The organism is Streptomyces sp. NRRL S-1022, from assembly GCF_000720135.1.
In the GTDB taxonomy this organism is placed as follows: Bacteria; Actinomycetota; Actinomycetes; order Streptomycetales; family Streptomycetaceae; genus Streptomyces.
This window is the reverse complement of record NZ_JOIU01000002.1, coordinates 329619-350965: the sequence shown is the minus strand read 5'-3', so window position 1 is coordinate 350965 and position 21347 is coordinate 329619. Positions and strand designations below refer to the sequence as shown.

At 74.1% G+C, this 21347-nt stretch carries 18 protein-coding genes and 1 pseudogene; 13 read left to right on the top strand and 6 right to left on the bottom strand.

Annotated elements, in window-relative coordinates; translation table 11 throughout:
- The 8 genes and pseudogenes from IG05_RS0103300 to IG05_RS0103265 form a co-directional block, all read left to right on the top strand.
- The gene (locus tag IG05_RS0103300; protein ID WP_030338883.1) at positions 1 to 1494 is read left to right on the top strand and encodes an SDR family oxidoreductase; all 1494 of its coding nucleotides are present in this window, start codon (positions 1 to 3) and stop codon (positions 1492 to 1494) included.
- Between the two features lie 5 nt (positions 1495 to 1499).
- Entirely contained in the window at positions 1500 to 2876 is a 1377-nt protein-coding gene (locus IG05_RS0103295; protein ID WP_030338882.1) for a cryptochrome/photolyase family protein, read from the top strand.
- A 714-nt stretch (positions 2877 to 3590) separates the two neighbouring features.
- Positions 3591 to 4538 carry a 2,3-diaminopropionate biosynthesis protein SbnA gene (gene sbnA / locus IG05_RS0103290; protein ID WP_030338879.1) on the top strand — a complete coding sequence of 316 codons (948 nt, stop codon included), beginning with the start codon at positions 3591 to 3593 and terminating at the stop codon, positions 4536 to 4538.
- A gap of 66 nt (positions 4539 to 4604) precedes the next feature.
- Positions 4605 to 5612: a 2,3-diaminopropionate biosynthesis protein SbnB gene (gene sbnB, locus IG05_RS0103285; RefSeq protein ID WP_030338877.1), complete on the top strand. Its 1008-nt coding sequence runs from the start codon at positions 4605 to 4607 to the stop codon at positions 5610 to 5612.
- A complete protein-coding gene (locus IG05_RS0103280; RefSeq protein WP_158838761.1) occupies positions 5609 to 7519 on the top strand; it encodes an FAD/NAD(P)-binding protein in 1911 nt (636 codons plus the stop codon). The genes sbnB and IG05_RS0103280 overlap by 4 nt, the downstream gene beginning before the upstream one ends.
- On the top strand, positions 7516 to 8445 hold the full coding sequence (locus IG05_RS0103275; RefSeq protein WP_063760065.1) for a homoserine O-succinyltransferase: 930 nt from the start codon (positions 7516 to 7518) through the stop codon (positions 8443 to 8445). Before IG05_RS0103280 ends, IG05_RS0103275 begins: the two co-directional genes overlap by 4 nt.
- 2 nt (positions 8446 to 8447) lie before the next feature.
- A complete protein-coding gene (locus IG05_RS0103270) occupies positions 8448 to 9083 on the top strand; it encodes a LysE family translocator (RefSeq protein WP_030338871.1) in 636 nt (211 codons plus the stop codon).
- Positions 9084 to 9198: 115 nt separating this feature from the next.
- Positions 9199 to 10137, top strand: a pseudogene (locus tag IG05_RS0103265) (hydroxyacid dehydrogenase); the annotation flags it as partial.
- A gap of 9 nt (positions 10138 to 10146) precedes the next feature.
- Here IG05_RS0103265 and meaB read toward each other — a convergent pair.
- The 4 genes from meaB to IG05_RS0103245 form a co-directional block, all read right to left on the bottom strand.
- Entirely contained in the window at positions 10147 to 11151 is a 1005-nt protein-coding gene (gene meaB / locus IG05_RS0103260; RefSeq protein WP_030338867.1) for a methylmalonyl Co-A mutase-associated GTPase MeaB, read from the bottom strand.
- Positions 11152 to 11157: 6 nt separating this feature from the next.
- A complete protein-coding gene (gene scpA / locus IG05_RS0103255) occupies positions 11158 to 13332 on the bottom strand; it encodes a methylmalonyl-CoA mutase (RefSeq protein ID WP_030338865.1) in 2175 nt (724 codons plus the stop codon).
- A complete protein-coding gene (locus IG05_RS0103250; protein ID WP_030338864.1) occupies positions 13332 to 15146 on the bottom strand; it encodes a methylmalonyl-CoA mutase family protein in 1815 nt (604 codons plus the stop codon). Before IG05_RS0103250 ends, scpA begins: the two co-directional genes overlap by 1 nt.
- 113 nt (positions 15147 to 15259) lie before the next feature.
- On the bottom strand, positions 15260 to 15757 hold the full coding sequence (locus IG05_RS0103245) for a MarR family winged helix-turn-helix transcriptional regulator (RefSeq protein ID WP_030338861.1): 498 nt from the start codon (positions 15755 to 15757) through the stop codon (positions 15260 to 15262).
- Positions 15758 to 15857: 100 nt separating this feature from the next.
- On the opposite strand from IG05_RS0103245, the gene IG05_RS0103240 reads away from it, so the two are divergent.
- Positions 15858 to 16373 (top strand): YceI family protein, encoded by a 516-nt coding sequence (locus IG05_RS0103240; RefSeq protein WP_030338859.1) that lies wholly within the window; start codon positions 15858 to 15860, stop codon positions 16371 to 16373.
- Here IG05_RS0103240 and IG05_RS0103235 read toward each other — a convergent pair.
- The gene (locus IG05_RS0103235) at positions 16354 to 18084 is read right to left on the bottom strand and encodes a hypothetical protein (RefSeq protein WP_030338857.1); all 1731 of its coding nucleotides are present in this window, start codon (positions 18082 to 18084) and stop codon (positions 16354 to 16356) included. The two genes, IG05_RS0103240 and IG05_RS0103235, sit on opposite strands and share 20 nt — an antisense overlap.
- Positions 18085 to 18351: 267 nt before the next feature.
- Between IG05_RS0103235 and IG05_RS0103230 the strand changes: the two genes are divergently transcribed.
- The 4 genes from IG05_RS0103230 (at position 18352) to IG05_RS0103215 (ending at position 21069) form a co-directional block, all read left to right on the top strand.
- Complete coding sequence (locus IG05_RS0103230) at positions 18352 to 18741, top strand: cell division protein SepF (RefSeq protein ID WP_030338855.1); 390 nt, start codon at positions 18352 to 18354, stop codon at positions 18739 to 18741.
- A gap of 129 nt (positions 18742 to 18870) precedes the next feature.
- Complete coding sequence (locus IG05_RS0103225) at positions 18871 to 20067, top strand: biotin transporter BioY (RefSeq protein ID WP_030338853.1); 1197 nt, start codon at positions 18871 to 18873, stop codon at positions 20065 to 20067.
- A complete protein-coding gene (locus IG05_RS0103220) occupies positions 20064 to 20417 on the top strand; it encodes a nucleotide pyrophosphohydrolase (RefSeq protein WP_030338851.1) in 354 nt (117 codons plus the stop codon). Before IG05_RS0103225 ends, IG05_RS0103220 begins: the two co-directional genes overlap by 4 nt.
- 166 nt (positions 20418 to 20583) lie before the next feature.
- Positions 20584 to 21069, top strand: coding sequence for a DUF6099 family protein (locus tag IG05_RS0103215; protein WP_030338849.1), 486 nt, complete (start codon positions 20584 to 20586; stop codon positions 21067 to 21069).
- Positions 21070 to 21147: 78 nt separating this feature from the next.
- Here IG05_RS0103215 and IG05_RS48250 read toward each other — a convergent pair whose 3' ends face one another.
- On the bottom strand, positions 21148 to 21312 hold the full coding sequence (locus tag IG05_RS48250; RefSeq protein ID WP_199808234.1) for a hypothetical protein: 165 nt from the start codon (positions 21310 to 21312) through the stop codon (positions 21148 to 21150).
- Between the last annotated feature and the right edge of the window lie 35 nt (positions 21313 to 21347).

Sequence of the window (21347 nt, the reverse complement as noted above, 5' to 3'; positions counted from 1 at the left end):
GTGGAGGACGCGAGGCTCTGTCTGGTGACCGGCGCCAGCGGCTACATCGGCGGGCGGCTGGTGCCGGAACTGCTGGCCGCCGGGTACCGGGTGCGCTGCCTGGTGCGCACGCCCCGGAAGCTGCGCGACCAGCCGTGGGCCGGGCGGGTGGAGATCGCGCGCGGCGACGTCACCGACGCCGGCTCGGTGGCGGCGGCGATGGAGGGTGTCGAGGTCGCCTACTACCTGGTGCACGCGCTCGGCACCGGCCGCGACTTCGAGCGGACGGACCGGGAGGCGGCCCGCCTGTTCGGCGCGCAGGCGCGCAGGGCCGGCGTCGGCCGCCTGGTCTACCTGGGCGGGCTGACCCCGGCCGGGGTGCCCGAGCGGGAACTCTCCCCGCACCTGCGCTCCCGCGCCGAGGTGGGGCGCATCCTCCTCGGCTCGGGCGTGCCGACGGCCGTGCTGCGGGCCGCCGTCATCATCGGCTCCGGGTCCGCGAGCTTCGAGATGCTGCGCTACCTCACCGAGCGGCTGCCGGTGATGGTCACCCCGCGCTGGGTGCGCACCCGCATCCAGCCCATCGCCGTACGGGACGTGCTGCGCGTCCTGGTCGGCTGCGCCGGCCTGCCGGCCGACGTCAGCCGGGCCTTCGACATCGGCGGCCCGGAGGTGCTCACGTACGTGCAGATGATGCGGCGGTACGCCGCCGTCGCCGGGCTGCCCCGGCGGGTCATCGTCCCCGTGCCCGTGCTCACCCCCCGCCTGTCCAGTCACTGGGTCGGCCTGGTGACCCCCGTACCGGCCGCCCTCGCCCGTCCGCTGACCGAGTCGCTGCGCCACGAGGTGGTGTGCCGGGAGCGGGACGTCGAGCGGTACGTGCCCAGTCCGCCCGGCCACCCGATCGGCTTCGACCGCGCCGTCGCCCTCGCGCTGGAACGCGTGCGCGACGCGCGGGTCGCCACCCGCTGGTCCTCCGCCTCCGTGCCGGGCGCGCCCAGCGACCCGCTGCCCACCGACCCGGACTGGGCGGGCGGCAGCCTCTACACCGACGTACGCGAACGCCACGCCGCGGTCGCTCCCGGCGCGCTGTGGGACGTGGTCGAGGGCATCGGGGGCGAGAACGGCTGGTACTCCTTCCCGCTGGCCTGGGCGGTGCGCGGCTGGCTCGACCGCCTCGCCGGCGGGGTGGGCCTGCGCCGGGGACGCCGGGACGCCCGGCGGCTGCGGGTCGGCGACTCGCTGGACTTCTGGCGGGTGGAGGAGATCCAGCGCGGGCGGCTGCTGCGGTTGCGCGCCGAGATGCGGCTGCCCGGGCTGGCCTGGCTGGAGATGCACGTCGCCGCGGACGGGGCCGGCGGCGCCCGCTACCGGCAGCGGGCCCTGTTCCACCCGCACGGGCTGCTCGGCCAGCTGTACTGGTGGAGCGTGTCGCCCTTCCACGCGGTCGTCTTCGGCGGCATGGCCCGCAACATCGTCCGTGCCGCCGAACGCGCGCAGCGCGGGGAGGGCTGACGGCGATGCGCGTCTCGGTCGTCCTGTTCACCTCCGACCTGCGTCTGCACGACCACCCGCCGCTGCGCGCGGCCCTGGCGTCCGCCGACGCGGTCGTGCCGCTCTTCGTGCGGGACCGGGCCGTGGCCGCGACCGGGTTCGCCACCCCCAACCGCAGCGCGTTCCTCGCCGACTGCCTCGCCGACCTCGACGCCGGGCTGCGCGAGCGCGGCGGGCGCCTCGTGGTGCGCTCCGGCGACCTGGTGGCGGAGGTGTGCCGCGTGGCCCGCGAGGCGGACGCCGGCGAGGTGCACCTGTCGGCGGCGCACAGCCGCTTCGCCACCCGGCGCGAGGAGCGGCTGCGGCGGGCGCTGGATTCCGACGGGCGCCGCCTGTCCGTGCACGACGCGGTCACCGTGGCGGTGCCGCCCGGCGAGGTGACCCCCGCCGCGTCGGACCACTTCGCCGTCTTCACGCCGTACCTCCGGCGCTGGACGCAGGTCCGGCTGCGCCCGGCCGTCGGCGCCCCGCGCCGCGTGCCCGTGCCCGACCACGTCCGGGGCGAGCCGCTTCCCGCCCGGGACGCCGTCCCCGGCGTCTCGCCCGGCCTGCCGGCCGGCGGGGAGCGCGCGGGCCGCGGGCGGATGACCGCCTACTGGCGCGGCGGACTCGACGCCTACGACGACACCCGCGACGCCCTGGCCGCCGACGCCACCTCCAAGCTCTCCGCGCACCTGCACTTCGGCACCCTGTCCGCGGTGGAGCTGGTGCACCGCGGGCGCCGCCACGGCGGGCCGGGCGCCGAGGCGCTGGTCCGGCAGCTCGCCTGGCGCGACTTCCACCGCCAGGTCCTCGCCGCCCGCCCCGACGCGGCGCACGGCGACTACCGCACCCGGCACGACCACTGGCGCACCGAGCGCACCGCGCGGGAGGACATCGAGGCCTGGCGGGAGGGCCGTACCGGCTATCCGGTGATCGACGCGGCGATGCGGCAGCTGCGCCACGAGGGCTGGATGCACAACCGCGCCCGGCTGCTGACCGCCTGCTTCCTGAGCAAGACGCTCTACGTCGACTGGCGGATCGGTGCCGCGCACTTCCTGTACTGGCTGGTCGACGGGGACGTGGCCAACAACCAGCTGAACTGGCAGTGGGTGGCCGGCACCGGCACCGACACCCGCCCCAACCGGGTCCTCAACCCGGTCGCACAGGCGAAGAAGTACGACCCCGAGGGCAGCTACGTGCGCCGCTGGCTGCCCGAACTGCGGGGCGTCGGGGCCCCGGCGGTGCACGAGCCCTGGAAACTGCCGGGACCCGCCCGGGCCGCGCTGGACTACCCCGACCCGGTGGTGGATCTGGCCGAGGGCCTGGAGCGCTTCCGCCGGGCCCACGCCCGCCCGCGGTGACCTCCGGCGCCGCCGCCAGGGCTGCCGCAGGGTTTCATCTCGTTGTCATAGACGCGTCACGGAGGGCGAGTTAGAGTTACCCCAAGATCACGCACCGCCGCCAGACCGGCAGTCCGTGACATACAGGCAACACCATTGCCGTCCACGGGGGAAGGGGAAAGGCGTGCACGTCGCGCGTGCGCTCGTCGCACCGAGGGAAAGCCACTCAGGGCCGTCGCGGTCGTCGGTCCGCGAGCAGACGGACGACCACTTAGCGGCCGTCGACGCCCTGCCGCCCGGGCGAGCGAACTCCCGTCCCGGTGACCGGGGCCGGCGGCTCCCGCACCGCGAGCAGCGGTGCTTCCACCAGCACGGCGAAGTCCCCGCGACGCGCCGCAGACCCGGCGCATCCGGGCCAGGCCCTTCCGCCCGCACCCGGACCTCCTCGTGTCCGCGCGCCCGGGCGTGCCTCCCGCACTGTCGTACCGGGCGACCCATCGACGGGCCGGACACCTCCCACGGCTGAGGCCGCGCGCTCCTGACGTCCAGCCGGACGGGGTGGGCAGCGCTCCGCCGGCGCACCCCGGACCACGTCCGCGTCCCGTCCCGCGACGGCCCTGCCCCGCGTCCCCGGCCTGTCCGCGCCCTCCCGCGCCCGGGTCGTCGTCGGCGTGCCGCCGGCACCGCACCACTCGTACCACCTCCGTCACGCTCGACCGTTTCCGAAGGTGCTCGATGATCTTTCGCAATGCGTACGACCTGGTCCTCGACGACCTTTTCCTCGACCTGAGCGGTTTCATCCCCGGCGTCGACCTCACACTCAAGATCGAAGGCCTCAACCTCGCGGGGTCCATCAAACTCAAGGCGGCCGTGGGCCTGCTGGAGGACCTGGAGCGCCGTGGCGTGCTCAAGCCCGGCGGCCGGGTCATCGAGTCGTCCTCCGGCAACCTCGGCATCGCGCTCAGCTCGGTCTGCGCGGCCCGCGGCTACCGGTTCACCTGTGTCGCGGACCCCAACACCGCGGCCACCAGCGTCCGTCTGATGCGGGCCTACGGCGCCGAGGTCGTCATCGTCGACCGCCGGGACGCCAACGGCGGCTTCCTGCAGTCCCGCATCGACCACATCCACGCCCGGCTGCGCGAGGACCCCGGCCTGGTGTGGCCCAACCAGTACGCCAACGAGGCCAATCCGCAGGCCCATTACCGGCGTACCGCCCCCGCCCTGCTCAAGGAGTGCGAGGTCGACGTCCTCTTCGTCGGCGCGGGCACCACCGGCACGCTGATGGGCTGCGCCGAGTACTTCCGCGAGCACTCGCCCGGTACCCGCATCATCGCGGTCGACACGGCCGGCTCGGTCACCTTCGGCGCCTCCCCGGCCCGCCGGCACATCCCCGGCCTGGGCACCAGCCGGCGTCCGGAGATCTTCCGTGACGGGCTCGTGGACGAGGTCGTCATGGTGCCGGAGGCCGAGGCGGTGCGCATGTGCCGGCGGCTCGCCACCGGGCGGGGCATCCTCGCCGGCGGCTCCACCGGTTCGGTGCTCGCCGCGGTCGAGACCCGGCACCGCGACCTCCCCGAGGGCGCCTCGGTGGTCGCCATCAGCCCGGACCTCGGCGAGCGCTACCTCGACACGATCTACGACGACGACTGGGTCGGCGAGCGCTTCGGCGCCGTCGACGACTGACCCGGACCCCGTCGCCGTCCTCGCCCCACCGCGCAACACGCACAGAGATTGAAGGAGTCACTCACCATGTTCGAATTCGATGTCGTCAACGGCCGCACCGTCCGGGACATCGTCCGGGACAGCCGCCGGGACATCGTCCGGGTCGTGCGCGACACCTACCTGGCCCACGAGGCCGGGCGTTCCGTGAACCCGGACAGCTATTTCCTCCGCTTCCCCGAGAAGCCCGCGGACCGCATCATCGCCCTGCCCGCCTACCTCGACGGCGAGCGCGAGGTCGCCGGCATCAAGTGGATCGCGAGCTTCCCGGCCAACATCGAGCGCGGCATCCCCCGCGCCTCGGCCACGCTCGTGCTGAACGACGCCGAGACCGGTTACCCGTTCGCGCTGCTGGAGGCCTCGCAGATCAGCGCCGCCCGCACCGCCGCGTCGGCCGTCCTGGCGGCGGACGTCCTCACCGGCGGACGCAAGGGCGGCCGGCTCGCGGTGGTGGGCGCGGGCATCATCGCCCGCAACATCCTGGAGTTCTTCCACGCCGAGCAGTGGACGTTCGAGCAGGTCGCGGTGCACGACCTGAGCCAGGAGTACGGCACCGCCCTGGCGGCCCACGCCACCGAGCGGCTGGCGTACCCGGCGTCCTACGCCGAGACCCTCCAGGAGGCCGTGTCCGGCGCCGACCTGGTCGTCTTCGCGACCACGGCCGGGGAGCCGTACGTCCTGGAGCCCGACGCCTTCGCCCCGGGGCAGATCGTCCTCAACATCTCCCTGCGGGACATCGGCCCCGAGATCATCGCCGGCTCCTACAACGTGCTGGACGACGTCGACCACTGCCTGAAGGCCAACACCTCACCGCACCTGGCCGAACAGAAGTACGGCAACCGGGACTTCATCACCGGCACCCTCGCCGAGGTCATCAACGGCGAGGCCACGGTCGGCACCGACAAGCCGGTCGTCTTCTCGCCCTTCGGCCTGGGCGTCCTGGACCTCGCCGTGGGCCTCGAAGTGCACCGCGTGGCCGCCGAGTCGGGCCGCGTCACCGCCATCGCCGACTTCTTCGGGGAGACCGAGCGGTGGTGACGACTTCCCCCCAGCGGAACGCGGTCGCGGGCACCGTCGGCATCATCGGCCTGGGCTCCCGCGGCATCGGCGTCCTCGAACGCCTCGTCACCCTCGCCGCACAGCCGGACCGGGCGGGCCGCCGGCTCGTCGTCGAGGTCGTGGACCCGGACGGCAGCGGCGTCGGCATCCACGCCGTCGACCAGCCCGACCACCTGCTGCTCAACACCGTCGCCGCACAGGTGAGCCTCTTCCCCGACGAGGCGACGGTCGGCACGGCCGTCGGCGACCGGGGTCCCGACCTGTACACCTGGGTGACGGACCGGGGCCTGAAGGTGGGCGAGGACGGCTACACCCTCGGCGCCGAGGGCCGGCCGGTACGGCCCGACGACTACCTGCCCCGGCGGGTGCTCGGCGAGTACCTCGCCTGGTTCCTGCGGCGCCTCCTCGACCGTGTCCCCGAGAACGTGGAGATACGGTTCCACCGCGCCACGGCGACCGGCCTGTCCGCCGGCCCCGACGACTCCCGGCTGATCACCCTGGACAGCGGCGAGACCCTGCGGGTGGACAGGGTCTTCCTCACCACCGGACACACCCCGCCGGCCGCCCCCGACCCCGGGGCACCGGGCGCGGCCCGCCGCATCCACGCCATCTATCCGCCCGCCGCGGCCTTCGCGGACGTCACCGCCGGCCGGACCCTCGCCCTCGGCGGCACCGGTCTGTCGGCCATGGACGTCCTCGCCTCGCTCACCCTCGGCCGCGGCGGCCGGTACGAGGCGGCCGACGGCGGCCTGCGCTACCTGCCCAGCGGACGGGAACCGCGCATCCTGCTGTTCTCCCGGACCGGCATCCCCTTCCGGGCCCGGCCCGCCGCCAACCGCACCGGCGGACCGTACCGGCCGGTGGTGTTCAGCCCCGAGGCCGTCGACCGCCTCCGCTCCGCCGGGGACGACCGCCCCCTGAGCCTGCACGACGACATCCTCCCGCTGATCCGCACCGAGATGCGCATCGCCTTCCACCGCCGCGGCGCCGCCCTCGCACGCGGCGCCGAAGCCGAGCACGCCCTGGCGGAGCAGCTGCGCGCGGCGGCGGACGCGGGGACCCTGGACGACGAGCTGCGGGCCCTGGACGCCGAACACGCCGAGCGGTTCGGCCACTTCGACCCGCAGGAGCTGCTCTTCCCCGACAGCGCCGAGTTCGACTCCAGCGACGCCTACCAGAAGTGGTACCAGGAGCGGCTGCGGTCGGACCTCGTGGAGGCACGGCTCGGCCTCGGCGGCAGCCCCACCAAGGCCGGCCTGGAAGTCCTGCGCGACCTGCGCGACGTCGTCCGCCACGCCGTCGACTTCGGCGGCCTGGACGAGGACTCCCACGACGAGTTCTACGGCTCCTTCACCGCGACCCTCAACCGCTCGGTGACCGGCCCGCAGCTCGACCGGCACGAGGAGCTGCTCGCCCTGCTGGAGGCCGGGGTCGTCAGCGTCCCGTTCGGGCCCGCACCGCGCGTCGAGTGGGACGGGACGGCGTGGCGGATCTCCTCCACGCGCCTCGGCACCGGGCACAGCGCACCGGCCGACTGGCTGGCGTACGCCACCTCGGGCCAGCCCGACGTGGAGGCGACCGGCAGCCCGCTGCTGGCGGACCTCGCGGCCGGCGGCCGGATCCGCCGGCACCGCCCCGGCGCCCGCAGCAGCCGCGGTGTCGACATCACGGCGGACCAGCATCCCGTCGCCGCCGACGGCCGGCCCGACCGGAAGGTCCGCGTCCTCGGCCCGCTCTGCGAGGGGGCCACCTTCTACAACCACTACGTCCCCTCGCCCGGCGGCCGCAACCGCGCGCTGGCGGACGCCGACCGGTGCGTCACCGCCGTACTGGCCGAACTCGCCGCCGCCACCGAGCCCGAGACCCCCAGGAGCACCGCGCCGTGACCCTCATCGTCCCCACCCGGATCGACGCCGTCGACCAGCTCGCCGACGAAGGCATCACGGTCACCGTCGAGCCCCGCGAGGCCGCCGCCGCGACCCCGGCCGTCGAACTCGCCATCCTCAACCTGATGCCGGACAAGCCGGTCACCGAGACCCAGCTGCTGCGCCTGCTGTCCGGCGCCGGGCTGCCCGTCCGCGTCACCCTGCTGCGCCCCCGGGACCACACCTCCAAGAGCACGCCCGAGGCGTACCTGAAGGAGCACTACCTGACGCACGAGGACGTCGCCGACCGCCGTTTCGACGCCCTGATCGTGACCGGCGCCGCCGTCGAGCTGCTGCCCTTCGAGCAGGTGACGTACTGGGACGAGCTGCGCGGCATCATCGACTGGGCGCGGGAGAACGTCACCTCCGCCCAGTACGTCTGCTGGGGCGCCCAGGCCGCGCTGTACCACCGGTACGGCATTCCCAAGCACGAGCTGCCCGCCAAGCTGTTCGGCAACTTCCCGAACACGCTCACCGACCCCTCCTCCCCGCTCCTGGCGGACTTCGAGCCGGTCGTGACGGTGCCGCAGTCGCGCCACACCGAGAACCTCCGCGCCGACTTCGAGAAGACCGGGGAACTGCGGATCCTGGTCGAGTCGCCCGAGTCCGGCGTGCACATCGCCGCCAGCCGGGACGGCCGGGAGCTGTACGTCTCCGGGCACCCGGAGTACGACCCCGACACCCTGCTGCGGCAGTTCCGCCGCGACCAGGACAAGGGCGCGGACATCGCCCTCCCGGTCAACTACTTCCCTGACGACGACCCCTCGGCGGCCCCGGTGGAGAACTGGCAGGATCACGGACGGCTCTTCTACCGCAACTGGCTGCGCGGTCTCACGCGCGACGGAATCCCCCTGGCCGACAACACGGCCGAGAAGTCAGGAGTGTAAGCGTGTCGGTTCTTCAGTCACTGCTCTCGTTCGCCCTGGTGTCGGCCCTGTTGGTGATCATGCCGGGCGTGGACACCGCTCTGGTCATCCGCAACACCGTGGCGCGCGGGCGGCTCCACGGGTTCATCACCGGCGTGGGCGTGGGCGTCGGCGCCGTCATCTGGGGCGGGGCGATCGCGGTGGGCATCGGCGCCCTGCTGGACGCCTCCGAGACGGCGTACACCGTGTTCCGGATCGTCGGCGCCGCCTACATGGTCTGGCTGGGCATCGGGCTGTGGCGCTCGGCCCGGGCCATCGGCGCGGGGCAGGAGAAGGACACCGAGCTGGAACCGGAGTCCGCCTCGCTGTGGCGCTCCTTCGGCCGCGGCATGCTCAACAACCTGGCCAACCCCAAGGTCGGTGTCTTCTACGGCGCCACCATCCCGCAGTTCATCCCGTCCGGCGTGTCCCCGGCGTTCATGGGCACCGCGCTGGCCGCGGTCAACGCGATGGAGGCGGTGATCTGGTACGGCCTGATCAGCCTCGGCGCGCACGGCCTGCGCACCTGGATGAAGCGCCGTACGGTCCGCCGCAACGTCGACGCCACCGCGGGCACGGTCATGATCGCCTTCGGCATCGTGATGGCGGTCGAGAGCTGAGCCGCGGCACCGGGGCGGCCCGGGGGAGGCAACCGCAGTCCCCGCCCCGGCCGCCCCGGCCGCACGGCACTCCCGCACCGCCCGGCAGCCCCCCACACCCGCTAGGGAGAATCCGATGACTTCCCGTGTAGTCCTGGTCGCCGACCCCCTGCCGGCGACCGCCCTGGAGCGCCTCGGCCCGGAGTACGAGGTGCGCTACTGCGACGGCGCCGACCGCGCGCGGCTCCTGGCCGCGGTGGCCGAGGCCGACGCCCTCCTCGTCCGCAGCGCCACCACCGTGGACGCCGAGGTCCTCGCGGCGGCCCCCCGGCTCGCCGTCGTCGGCCGGGCGGGGGTGGGGGTCGACAACATCGACGTCGCCGCCGCCACCGCGGCCGGCGTCGTCGTGGTCAACGCCCCGGCCGCCAACGTGGTCAGCGCCGCCGAACTGACCTGCGGACTGCTGCTGGCGGCGGCCCGCGACATCCAGACCGCGGGCACGGAGGTGAAGTCCGGCGTCTGGCGGCGCAGCACCCACGTCGGCACCGAACTCGCAGGCAAGGCCCTCGGGGTCGTCGGGCTCGGCCGCATCGGCCTGGCAGTGGCGCGGCGCATGGCCGCCTTCGACATGACGGTCCTCGGCCACGACCCCTACGCCACACCCGAGACGGCGGACCAGCACGGCCTCAAGCTCGTCGCGCTGGAGGAACTGCTGTCCCGCTCCGACTTCATCACCGTCCACGTCCCGCGGACCCCGCGGACCGTGGGCCTGATCGGCGAGGCCGAACTGCGCCTGGTCAAGCCCACGGCCTACCTCGCCAACGTGGCCCGCGGCGGCATCGTCGACGAGGCGGCCCTGTACACGGCCCTGCGGGAGTCCCGGCTCGCGGGCGCCGCGCTGGACGTCTTCGACGACGAGCCGTGCACCGACTCGCCGCTCCTCGGACTCGACAACGTCACGGTGACCCCGCACCTGGGCGCCAGCACCCGGGAGGCCCAGGAACGCGCGGCGACGGACGTCATCCGCGCGCTCCTGCAGACCCTGGCCGGGGAAACCGCCCCCGAGGCCCTCAACGCCCCCCGCTCAGCCCGCGGGTGAAGGCGGCGTACGGCCCTCGAACGCCGCCAGGATGCGTTCCGCCGCCAGGGTCGCCGTCAGCCGGCCCTCCCTGACCTGCTGTTCCAGGCCGGGGGCGGTCGCGCGGACCGCGGGGTCGGCGTGCAGGCGGCCGAGGAGTTCGTCCCGGACCATCGCCCAGGTCCACCCCACCTGCTGGTCCCGGCGTTTGGCGGCCAGCCGGCCGGTGGAGTCCAGCAGCGTGCGGTGCTGTTCCAGGCGCTCCCAGACCGTGTCGAGGCCGGCCGACTCGCGGGCGCTGCAGTGCAGCACCGGCGGGGTCCAGAAGGCGTCCTTGCCGTGCATCAGGCGCAGCGCGCCCGCCAGTTCGCGCGCGGCGGCCCGGGCGTCGCGCTCGTGCGGGCCGTCCGCCTTGTTGACGGCGATCACGTCGGCCAGCTCCAGGACGCCCTTCTTGATGCCCTGGAGCTGGTCGCCGGTGCGGGCCAGGGTGAGCAGCAGGAAGGAGTCGACCATCTCGGCGACCGTCGTCTCCGACTGGCCGACGCCGACGGTCTCCACGAGGACCACGTCGTAGCCGGCCGCCTCCATCACCACCATCGACTCCCGGGTGGCCTTGGCGACCCCGCCCAGCGTGCCCGCGCTGGGGGAGGGGCGGACGAAGGCGTCCGGGTCGACCGCCAGGCGCTCCATCCGGGTCTTGTCGCCCAGGATGGAGCCGCCGGTGCGGGTGGAGGAGGGGTCGACGGCGAGGACCGCCACCCGGTGGCCCAGCGAGGTCAGCATGGTGCCGAACGCGTCGATGAACGTCGACTTGCCGACACCGGGCACCCCGCTGATGCCGATCCGCCGCGCCCGGCCGCTGTGCGGCAGCAGCTCGGTGAGCAACTGCTGCGCCAGCGCCCGGTGCTGTGGCCGGGTGGACTCCACGAGCGTGATGGCGCGGGCCACCAGGGCCCGCTTCCCGTCGAGCACACCCTTCACGTAGATGTCGAGATCGATCGCGGCCATGCGGGGCTACAGGTCGTGGCCGAGGTCGGCCGACAGCCGCCGCACCAGGTCGTACGCCGCGTCCGGGATCACCGTCCCCGGCAGGAAGACCTCCGCCGCGCCCATCTCCCGCAGCGTCGGCACGTCCTGCGGCGGGATGACACCGCCGACCACGATCATGATGTCCTCGCGGCCCTCCTCGGCGAGCTTCTCGCGCAGCGCCGGGACGAGCGTGAGGTGACCGGCGGCCAGCGAGGACACCCCGACCACGTGCACGTCCGCCTCGACCGCCTGCCGGGCGACCTCCTCCGGCGTCTGGAACAGCGGGCCGACGTCGACGTCGAAGCCGAGGTCGGCGAAGGCGGTCGCGATCACCTTCTGGCCGCGGTCGTGGCCGTCCTGGCCCATCTTGGCGACCAGGATGCGCGGCCGGCGCCCCTCGGCCTCCTCGAACGTGTCCACCAGGGCCCGGGTGCGGTCCACGGACGGGGACTGGCCTGCTTCGTTGCGGTACACGCCGGAAATCGTACGGATCTGGCTCGCGTGCCGCCCGTACACCTTCTCCAGTGCGTCCGAGATCTCACCGACGGTCGCCTTCGCGCGGGCCGCGCGCACGGCCAGCTCCAGCAGGTTGCCGTCGCCGTCGGCGGCCCGGGTGAGCGCGTCCAGCGCGTCCCGGCACGCGGTCTCGTCCCGCTCCTCGCGCAGCCGGCGCAGCTTCTCGATCTGCTGGGCCCGCACGGAGGAGTTGTCGACCTTGAGCACCTCGATCTGCTCGTCGCTGTCGACCCGGTACTTGTTCACGCCGATCACCGGCTGGCGCCCCGAGTCGATGCGCGCCTGGGTGCGGGCCGCGGCCTCCTCCACGCGCAGCTTGGGGATGCCGGCGTCGATGGCCTGCGCCATGCCGCCCGCCTGCTCGACCTCCTGGATGTGCGCCCAGGCCTTGCGGGCCAGGTCGTACGTCAGCCGCTCCACGTAGGCGCTGCCGCCCCACGGGTCGATGACCCGGGTGGTGCCCGACTCCTGCTGGATGAGCAGCTGGGTGTTGCGGGCGATGCGCGCCGAGAAGTCCGTCGGCAGCGCGAGCGCCTCGTCGAGGGCGTTGGTGTGCAGCGACTGGGTGTGGCCCTGGGTCGCCGCCATCGCCTCGACGCACGTGCGGGTGACGTTGTTGAAGACGTCCTGCGCGGTCAGCGACCAGCCCGAGGTCTGCGAGTGGGTGCGCAGCGACAGCGACTTGCTGTTCTTCGGGTCGAACTGCCGCACCAGCTTCGCCCACAGCAGCCGCGCCGCGCGCAGCTTGGCGACCTCCATGAAGAAGTTCATGCCGATCGCCCAGAAGAACGACAGCCGGGGGGCGAACGCGTCCACGTCCAGGCCCGCCTCCCGCCCGGCCCGGATGTACTCCACGCCGTCCGCGAGCGTGTACGCCAGCTCCAGGTCGGCCGTCGCGCCGGCCTCCTGGATGTGGTAGCCCGAGATGGAGATGGAGTTGTAGCGCGGCATCCGCTGCGAGGTGTACGCGAAGATGTCGGAGATGATCCGCATCGACGGCTTCGGCGGGTAGATGTAGGTGTTGCGGACCATGAACTCCTTCAGAATGTCGTTCTGAATGGTCCCGGCCAGCTTCTCGGGCGGTACGCCCTGCTCCTCCGCCGCCACGATGTACAGCGCCAGCACCGGCAGCACGGCGCCGTTCATCGTCATCGACACGGTCATCTTGTCGAGGGGGATCCCGTCGAACAGCTGGCGCATGTCGTAGATCGAGTCGATGGCCACGCCCGCCATGCCGACGTCACCCGTCACCCGCGGGTGGTCGCTGTCGTAACCCCGGTGCGTGGGCAGGTCGAAGGCGACCGACAGGCCCTTCTGGCCGGCCGCCAGGTTGCGCCGGTAGAACGCGTTGGACTCCTCCGCGGTGGAGAAGCCCGCGTACTGGCGGATCGTCCAGGGCTGGTTGACGTACATCGTCGGGTAGGGGCCGCGCAGGTACGGCGCGATGCCCGGGTAGGTGCCCAGGAAGTCCAGTCCCTCCAGGTCACGGCCGGTGTACAGCGGCTTGACCCCGATGCCCTCCGGGGTCTCCCACACCGGCTCGGCGCCCCCGGTGGCCCGCTCCAGGGCCGCACGCCACTCGCCGTCGGTGCCGTCGGTGACCGGGGTCCCCAGCTCGATGCCGGAGAAGTCGGGGATTCCCATCAGGACACTCCCATGCGGTCGAGGGTCGCGGAGAGGACGTCGACGGCGTCGCAGCCCGCGAAGACGTAACTGTCGATGCCGGGGTGCTCGCCCCGGCCCGCCAGGAACACGTGCCGGGCGCCGGCCGCGCGCAGCGACTGTGCGGCCTGCCCGGCCTGTTCGGCGTAGAGCGCGTCGCTGGAGCACAGCACGGCCTCGGTCGCGCCGCTGTCCTCGAAGCGGCCCCCGGTGACCGGTTCGATGCCGCCGGCCTGGAAGAGGTTGGCGGCGAAGCTCGCGCGGGCGGTGTAGTCGGCGGCGGAGCCGAGCGTGGCGAGGAAGATCCGGGGCCGGGCGCCGGTCGCCGCCAGGTGGGCGTCGGAGCGGGCGCGCAGCTCCTCGTACGCCTCGTCGCGGCGCACCCGCGGCAGACCGCCGGACGGCGGCTCGGGCGCGGGTTCGCGCTCCACCGGCTTCTCGGCCAGCAGCGGGAACTCGCTGACCCCGGTGACGGGTTCGCGCCGCTTGGCGAGCCGCTTGGAGCGCTCCGCCCAGGTCGTCGCCAGGTCGGTGCGCAGCCGGCCGGAGCGCAGCACGGCCGCCTGGCCGCCGTCGCGTTCGACGGAGCGGAAGAACTGCCAGGCCGCCTCGGCGAGTTCGTCCGTCAGCCGCTCGACGTACCAGGAGCCGCCCGCCGGGTCGATGACCCGGGCCAGGTGGGACTCCTCGATCAGGATCGTCGAGGTGTTGCGGGCGATCCGCCGGGCGAACGCGTCGGGCAGCCCGAGCGCGTGGTCGAACGGCAGCACGGTCACGGAGTCGGCGCCGCCCACCCCCGCGGCGAGGGCCGCGACCGTCGTGCGGAGCATGTTCACCCACGGGTCGCGGCGGCTCATCATCACCGGCGAGGTCACCACGTGCTGCACCTGAGCGCCCGCCTGCGGCGCCCCGCACACCTCGGCGACCCGCGCCCACAGCCGGCGCGCGGCGCGCAGCTTGGCGATGGTCAGGAACTGGTCGGCGGTGGCCGCGTAGCGGAACTCCAGCTGGGCGGCGGCCTGCTCGACGCCGAGACCGGCCTCGGTCAGCTCCCGCAGGTAGGCCACACCGGTGGCCAGCGAGGCGCCCAGCTCCTGCGCGGCCGAGCCGCCCGCCTCGTGGTACGGCAGCGCGTCCACGGTCAGCGCGCGCAGCCCCGGGTACCCCTCGGCGCAGCGCGCGGCCAGGGCGGCGTACGGCGCGAAGTCCAGCGGGGTCCCGGTGCGGGCCTCGTACCCGAGCGGGTCGCCGCCCAGGTTGCCGCGTACGGCCCCGGCGGCCACGCCCTTGTCCGCGTACAGCCCGAGCAGCGCCTCGGCGGCCTCCTCGGTGGCGCGGCCCGCGTCCAGGACGACCGGCGCCAGGTCGAGGTAGACGCCGTCGAGGGCGCGGCCCAGCTCGGAGACCGGGATGCCGCCCTCGCCCAGCACCAGCCAGAGCGAGGTGCCGCCGTTCTCCAGGTCGGTGAGGACGGCGTCCGCCGTGCCGCCGGCGAGTGCCGTGTGCCGCTGCCGTACGTCCCAGCCGCCCGTGAGGGTGCCCTCCGGGCGGCTGCCCCGCACGAAGGGGGCGAAGCCCGGCAGTCCGGGGTCGGGCGCGCCGTCGCGCGCGGTGTACAGGGGCCGGGTGCGCAGCCCGTCCTCCAGCGTCGTGGACAGGGCGTCCTCAGCTGCGTCGCCGGTCAGTTCCTTGCCCGACTTGCGCAGTACGCCCTCGACCAGGCGTTGCCACTGCTCATGTGTCGCGTCAGGGAACTCGGCGGCCAGTGAGAGCCCGTCGTCAGGCAGGACCGTCATGGCTCGGATGCTAGGGCAGGCGGCTGGTACCCAGGCGGAGCTGGGGCTGTGAGGTTTCTCTTCTTGCGGTTGTGACCTGTGCCGCTCCGGTTCCGCGCGGGCCGCCCGGCGGCTCAGCGGGCCTCGTCGTCCGGGTCCGGTACGAGGGCGCCCATCGCCGCCCGCTGCTCGGGGCCCATGGAGTCGGCGAGGGCCCGGCGGACGGTGCCCGCGAGCCGGGCGGAGGCCGCGCGCAGCAGCTCGCGGGCCTTCTCGGTGAGGGCGACCTGCACGCCCCGCTTGTCGCCGCACACGGAGGTGCGGGTGACGAGGCCGGCCCGCTGGAGGCAGGCGATCTGGTAGGTGAGGCGGGTCTTGGGGCGGCCGAGGAGGTCGGCTACCCGGGTCATCCGCAGCCCGGTGCGCGGCTGCTCGGCGAGCAGGCACAGGATCAGGAACTCGTCGTGGGAGACGTCGAGGGTCTCCTTCACGGCCGAGCGCAGCCGCTGTTCCACGGTGCCCGTCGCCGCCAGCAGGACCATCCAGGCGCGCAGCTCGTCCGGCAGCAGCCCCTCGCCGCCCGCGAGGGGACGGGCGGGCTGGTCGGTGGCGGACGCGTCGGAGGCGGACATGGGTCGAGTCTACGAGTGCGGGGGTTGTTCAAATTTGGATGAGTAGCTAGCGTGGACGAGGTCATCCAAATTTGGACCACACATCCCGGGGAGTACGCCCATGACCGTCGCCGTGGAAACAGGCCGCTGGCAGCTCGACCCGACCGCGACCACCGTCGGCCTGCGGCACCGGACCATGTGGGGCCTGGTCACCGTGAAGGGCACCTTCGCCGGCGTCGGCGGCTCCGGCGAGGTCCGTCCCGACGGCTCGGTCACCGGCACCGTCACCCTGGACGCGGCCTCCCTGGACACCGGGAGCGCCAAGCGGGACGCCCACCTGCGGTCGGCCGACTTCTTCGACACCGGACGCCACCCGGAGATCACCTTCGCCGTGCGCGGCGCCGACCGGCTCGACGGCGACCAGGTGCGGGTCACCGGGCAGCTGACCGTCCGGGGCGTCGGCCGGCCCCTGTCCCTCACCGCCCGCCTGGCCGGTGCGAGCGCCGGGGCGCTGACCCTGGAGGCCGAGTTCGCCGTGGACCGCGACCCGTTCGGCATGGGCTGGAACCAGCTGGGCATGATGCGCGGCCCGACCACGGTGACGGCCGCGCTCCGCTTCACCCGCGCGGCGGCCTGACCCCCAGCTCCGCCCGGCTCAGGTCCCGGGTGGACAGCGTCTGCGGGCTTCCCGTGAAGGCCCGCAGCCGGAGCCGGGCGTCCTTCTTCGCCGGCACCGCGAAACCGCCCGACGGTGCCCGCAGTTCCACGGTCGCCGTGGTGTGCGCGGCGAGCGTGGCCGGACCGCGCGCCAGCGACCAGTACCGGCTCGCGCCCTGGCTGGTGGTGAGCATGTAGTGCGGGGTGAGCGCGGTGCCGCCGGTGTTGGTGACCCGCAGGGTCAGCCCGGACAGCGTCCGCGCCGAGGTGCGCCGGGCCGCCGTCACGTCCATCCGCAGCGGTGGTGTCCCGGTCGCCGCCAGGGCCGCGCTCACCAGCGCGGGCGCCAGCAGCACCACGAGCGCCGCGGCCAGCGCGGGCCGGCGGCGCGGTCCGGTCAGCGGGCGCGGCCGCGGCTGCCAGGCGTGGGCGAACTCCGGCAGCGGCGCGGTGACGGCCGCCGCCAGCCACAGCGGGGTCATCATCAGGTAGTAGCCGTCCTGGGACCGGGTCGCCAGGTAGAACGCACACCAGGGCAGCACGGTCGCGGCCGGCCCGAGCCGCCGCACGAACAGCACGAACACCGCCAGCAGACCGGCGGCGAGCAGCACGCTCGCGTGGCCGTACCAGTCGAGCCGGTCGCTGCCGTGGGTGAAGTACAGCGAGACGCCCACCAGGCCCTGGCCGTGCAGCACCGCGCCCTGGGTCAGCGGCAGGGCGATGCCCTCCAGCCAGCGGCCGGGCTCCGTCACCGCGACGTAGGCGTTCACCAGCAGCCAGGTGAGCACCGCGATCCCCGCGATCCGCAGCACCACCCGCGCCGCCGCCCGTCCGCCCAGCTCGCCGCGCCGCACGGCGTAGATCCCGGCCAGCAGGAACGGCGTCACGAACCACGGCAGCTGCTGGGCCGCGCACGCGGCGCCGAGACACGCGGCCCGCGCGACCCCGGCCGCACCCAGCCGGTCCCGCGCGCCCAGCCGGGGCCAGCGCACCACCACCGGCACCAGCAGCGCCAGGGCGACGATCGCCGGATAGCCCTGGCGGGCGTACCCCGGCAGGAAGCCGAAGCCGAGGCAGACCATCGTCGCCGCCGAACGCCACGGCACCGGCAGCAGCCGCCACAGCACCACCGCGCCCACGACCAGCGCGAGCGTCGCCACCGCCGTCGCCGGGGCGCCGCCCGGGCCCAGCCACAGCAGCGGGGCGGTGAGCAGCGGGGTCAGCGGGGGATAGCCGTACGTGAAGTCGTACCCGCCGTCTATGGTCGGCGTCACCGCGACGCCCTTGGCGTGGAACAGCCAGGGCCAGGGCTGCCCGTACAGCGGGTGGCCGGCGACGAGTTCCCGCGCGGCCTGGGTGGTCAGGGCCGCCTCGTCGCCGCCGGCGTGGTTCAGCGTCCAGGCGCACAGCACGAGGGTGACCGCGGTCGCCAGGACCACCAGGTCCAGGCGGGCCAGCGAGCGGGTGCGGCGGACCGTCAGGGCGAGCACGCCGGTCACCAGGACCGAGGCGTAGCACACCGAGATGATCCCGGCGACGACCAGCTGGTGCGTGGCCGCCTGCGTCCACACCGTGCGGGTGCCGATGAACAGGCTCACGTCGGCGAGGAGCGTCAGCACGCGGTGCCACTGCGCTGGACCGTCCGGGGCCTGGGGGGCGGTACCCGGTACGGCGGACACCGCCGACAGCATCCGCCGACCGGGTGTCACCTGCTGTGTTTCTGCCAAGTGCACGGCACGGGACGCTATCGGTGCGGGGTGAGCGGGGCACGGAGGCCGGTGAAGAGTCGGGTATGAGCCCGGTAAGAAGCGGGCTATTGGGGAGATATGACCCCGGCCGGGGCGGAAGAAGAGCTGCCGGACCGGTCGCGCACCGTGTCGCTGTTGGGCCGAACAGGTGACTTGGCGTAAGAATTGGCTGGTGCAGGCAACGAGTGCGAGTCAGGTCGGGGGGAGCCGGTGAGCCGCTACGACGTCACCGATGAACAGTGGGAAGGGCTCGCCCAGGTCGTGCCGCTGCGGGGCCGGGACGCCTGGCCGTCCGCGGTGAACCACCGCTCGCTGCCCGACGCCGAGACCGAGACCCGGCGCCGGTTCGTGGTCCTGCGCGTCAACGTCTTCGCGGACGCCCGCGAGGTCGCCGAGACCCTGATGGCCGGCGTGCCGGTGCTGCTGGACCTGTCCAGCGCGGAGGGCGACGTCGCCAAGCGCGTCCTCGACTTCAGCACCGGCGTCGTCTTCGGCCTGGGCAGCGGGATGCACCGGGTCGACCGCAACGTCTTCCTCCTCACCCCGCCCGGCACCGAGGTGAGCGGCCTGATGGAGGGCGCGGGCCTCTCGGGGGGCTGAACAGCCGGGCCGGGCCGGACCCTCCCGGGCCGCCGGGTGTCCCGGCGGGCAAGCGGGGCGTCCCACGATCGTGGGAACGATCCGGCGCTGAAACGCTTCGTCGTGGGAGCGGGGTTCTACGGTCCGCCTATGGCCGTGCCCTCCGCGCCCGCTGAGCCGCCGGCGACCGACGTGTCCGCCGCCACCCTCCCCGCCCGGGATCCCGCGTCCCCCGACGTCCGGTCCCGGATCACCGAGTTGCGCCTGTCGGCCTTCGCCGGGCACCGGAGGGCCGGGTTCCCGCTGGGACCGGTCACCGTGTTCGCGGGGCCCAGCGGGTCCGGCAAGACCACCGCGCTCACCGCCTACGGGGCACTGGCCCGGCTCGGCGGCGGCGCCCCGCTCACCGAGGCGTTCCCGGACCCGGCCGCCTGCGTGCCGGAGCGGGCGCGGCCCGACGCCGAGGGGCGGCGCGGCTTCCGGATCGGCTGCACGGCCGACGGCGCTCAGGGCCCGGTCCGGCTCGACGTCGCCGTCCAGGCCGAACCGTACCTGCGGATCGTGGGGGAGCGGCTGACCGCGCGCGGGGTCGTCCTGCTGGAGACCGCGCTGCGCGACCCCGCGCGCCGGACCGTCCAGGCCGCCTGGCACACGGCGGGCGCCGCCCCGGTGACCCGTGCCCCGCTCCCCGACGACCGTCTGGGCACGGCCCTGCTGCCGCTGCGCGTGGCCGGCAAGACGGACGGCCAGCGCCATGTGCTCGCCGCGGCCGAGCAGATGGTCGTCGCACTGCGCTCCGTCTTCCCCTGCGATCCCCGCCCGGAGCACATGCGCGCCCCCGTCCCCACCGGTTCCGGCCGGCTGCTGCCCGGCTGCGACAACCTCGCCGACGTGCTGTGGCGCACCCGCGCGGAGTGCGGCCGACGGCACGGCCTGCTGGTCGAGGCGCTGCGCGCGGGCTGCGCCGGCCCGGTGGCCGACCTGGTCGCCGAACCGCTGGCCGACGGCACGGTACGGGCGCTGCTCGACCGCGGCGACGGCCTGCGCACCGAACTCGCCCGGCTCGGCGACGGCGAGCTGCGCCACCTCGCGCTGACGCTGGTGCTGCTGACCGGTCCGGGCGTGCTCGACGTGGACACCCCGGGCGAGGTGCCCGACGCCCTGCGGACCCTCACCGTCCTCGCCGACGGCTTCGACCGCGCCCTGGATCCGCGCCAGCGCCGGGAACTGCTGCGGACGGCCGCCCGGATGGGCGAGCGCGGGCACGTCCGCTGCGTGGCCGCGGTGCAGGACGCCTCCTGGGCCACCGGGACGCCGGGGATCACGGTGGTACACCTGAACCCGTGACGGAACAACCCGACCTCGCCCGACTCCAGCGCCGGCTGGCCGAGTTCGCCGCCGCGCGGAACTGGCAGCCGTACCACACGCCCAAGAACCTCGTCGCCGCCCTCTCGGTGGAGGCCTCCGAACTGGTCGAGATCTTCCAGTGGCTGACGCCGGAGGAGTCGGCCCGCGTGATGGACGACCCCGGCACGGCGCACCGCGTCACCGACGAGGTCGCCGACGTCCTGGCCTACCTGCTCCAGCTGTGCGAGGTCCTCGGCATCGATCCGCTGACCGCCCTGGCCGCCAAGATCGACCGCAACGAACGGAGGTTCCCGCTGCCCGGCGCCGGGGACCACCGGTCGGACGCCTGAACTCTGCCATTACGCAGAGTAGTCGAATCGCCTGTCGAATCCGAATTGTTGTCCACAGATTTCCCCCTACCTCTGGCTTTTCGCCCCATGGACCCTCACTCTGGGTAGTGGACAAGAGAGTTCAGTAGCCGGGCGTGACGGCGCGGCGGACGGACGGGGGCATCGTATGGATGCGGTACGGCTCATCCTCACGAGCAGGCGCGCCCTGGCAGGGGGCGCCGACTCGGCGGAGATGATGGCGGAGGTCTGGCAGGCCCAGGCCCTGGCGCAGGCGATCGGCAGCCGGCTCGCGGTCTCCGGCCCGCCGGAACTGCGCGGCGAGGCGCTGGGCCTGACCGAGCTGGCGGGCCGGGGCTGCGGAGTCCTGGACCCGCCCGAACTCGACCCGGGCGACCTGCGGGCCGCCCAGCTCACCCGGCTGGACGACGCCCGCGAGACGCTGCTCTGCCTCGGTGGCCTGCTCGGCGAGGTCGGCATCGCCCTGGTCGGCATGGCCAGCGCCGCGGCCGACGAGACGACGTACTGGCAGTGCATGGAGGCGATCGACGCGGCGGACGAGTCCCGCGACCGCGTCCTGGAGATGCTGCGCAAGCTGGCGGCGCGGGAGGAGATGTTGCCGGAGGACGCCCAGGACAGCCCGTCTGGGGTGTGACGGGCCACGGGCCGCCGGTCGGCACCCACCGGCGTGCGGATCCTGACGGAGCCGGTCCTCGGGATGGTCCGGGCGGGTTCAGGCCCGCTCGTCGGCCGGGCCCGGCGTCGGCGCCCCCGCCTGGAGGTCCGCCAGGGCCGACAGGTCCGCGTTCAGTGCCGCCATCAGCTCCTCCATCTGCTCCAGCAACCCCTTGGGCCGGCCGGCGGGACCCGGCTGCGGGGGAACGGACTCTTCGGACAAGACGGCCTCCTCGGCCCCCGGCCAAGCCGGGCCGG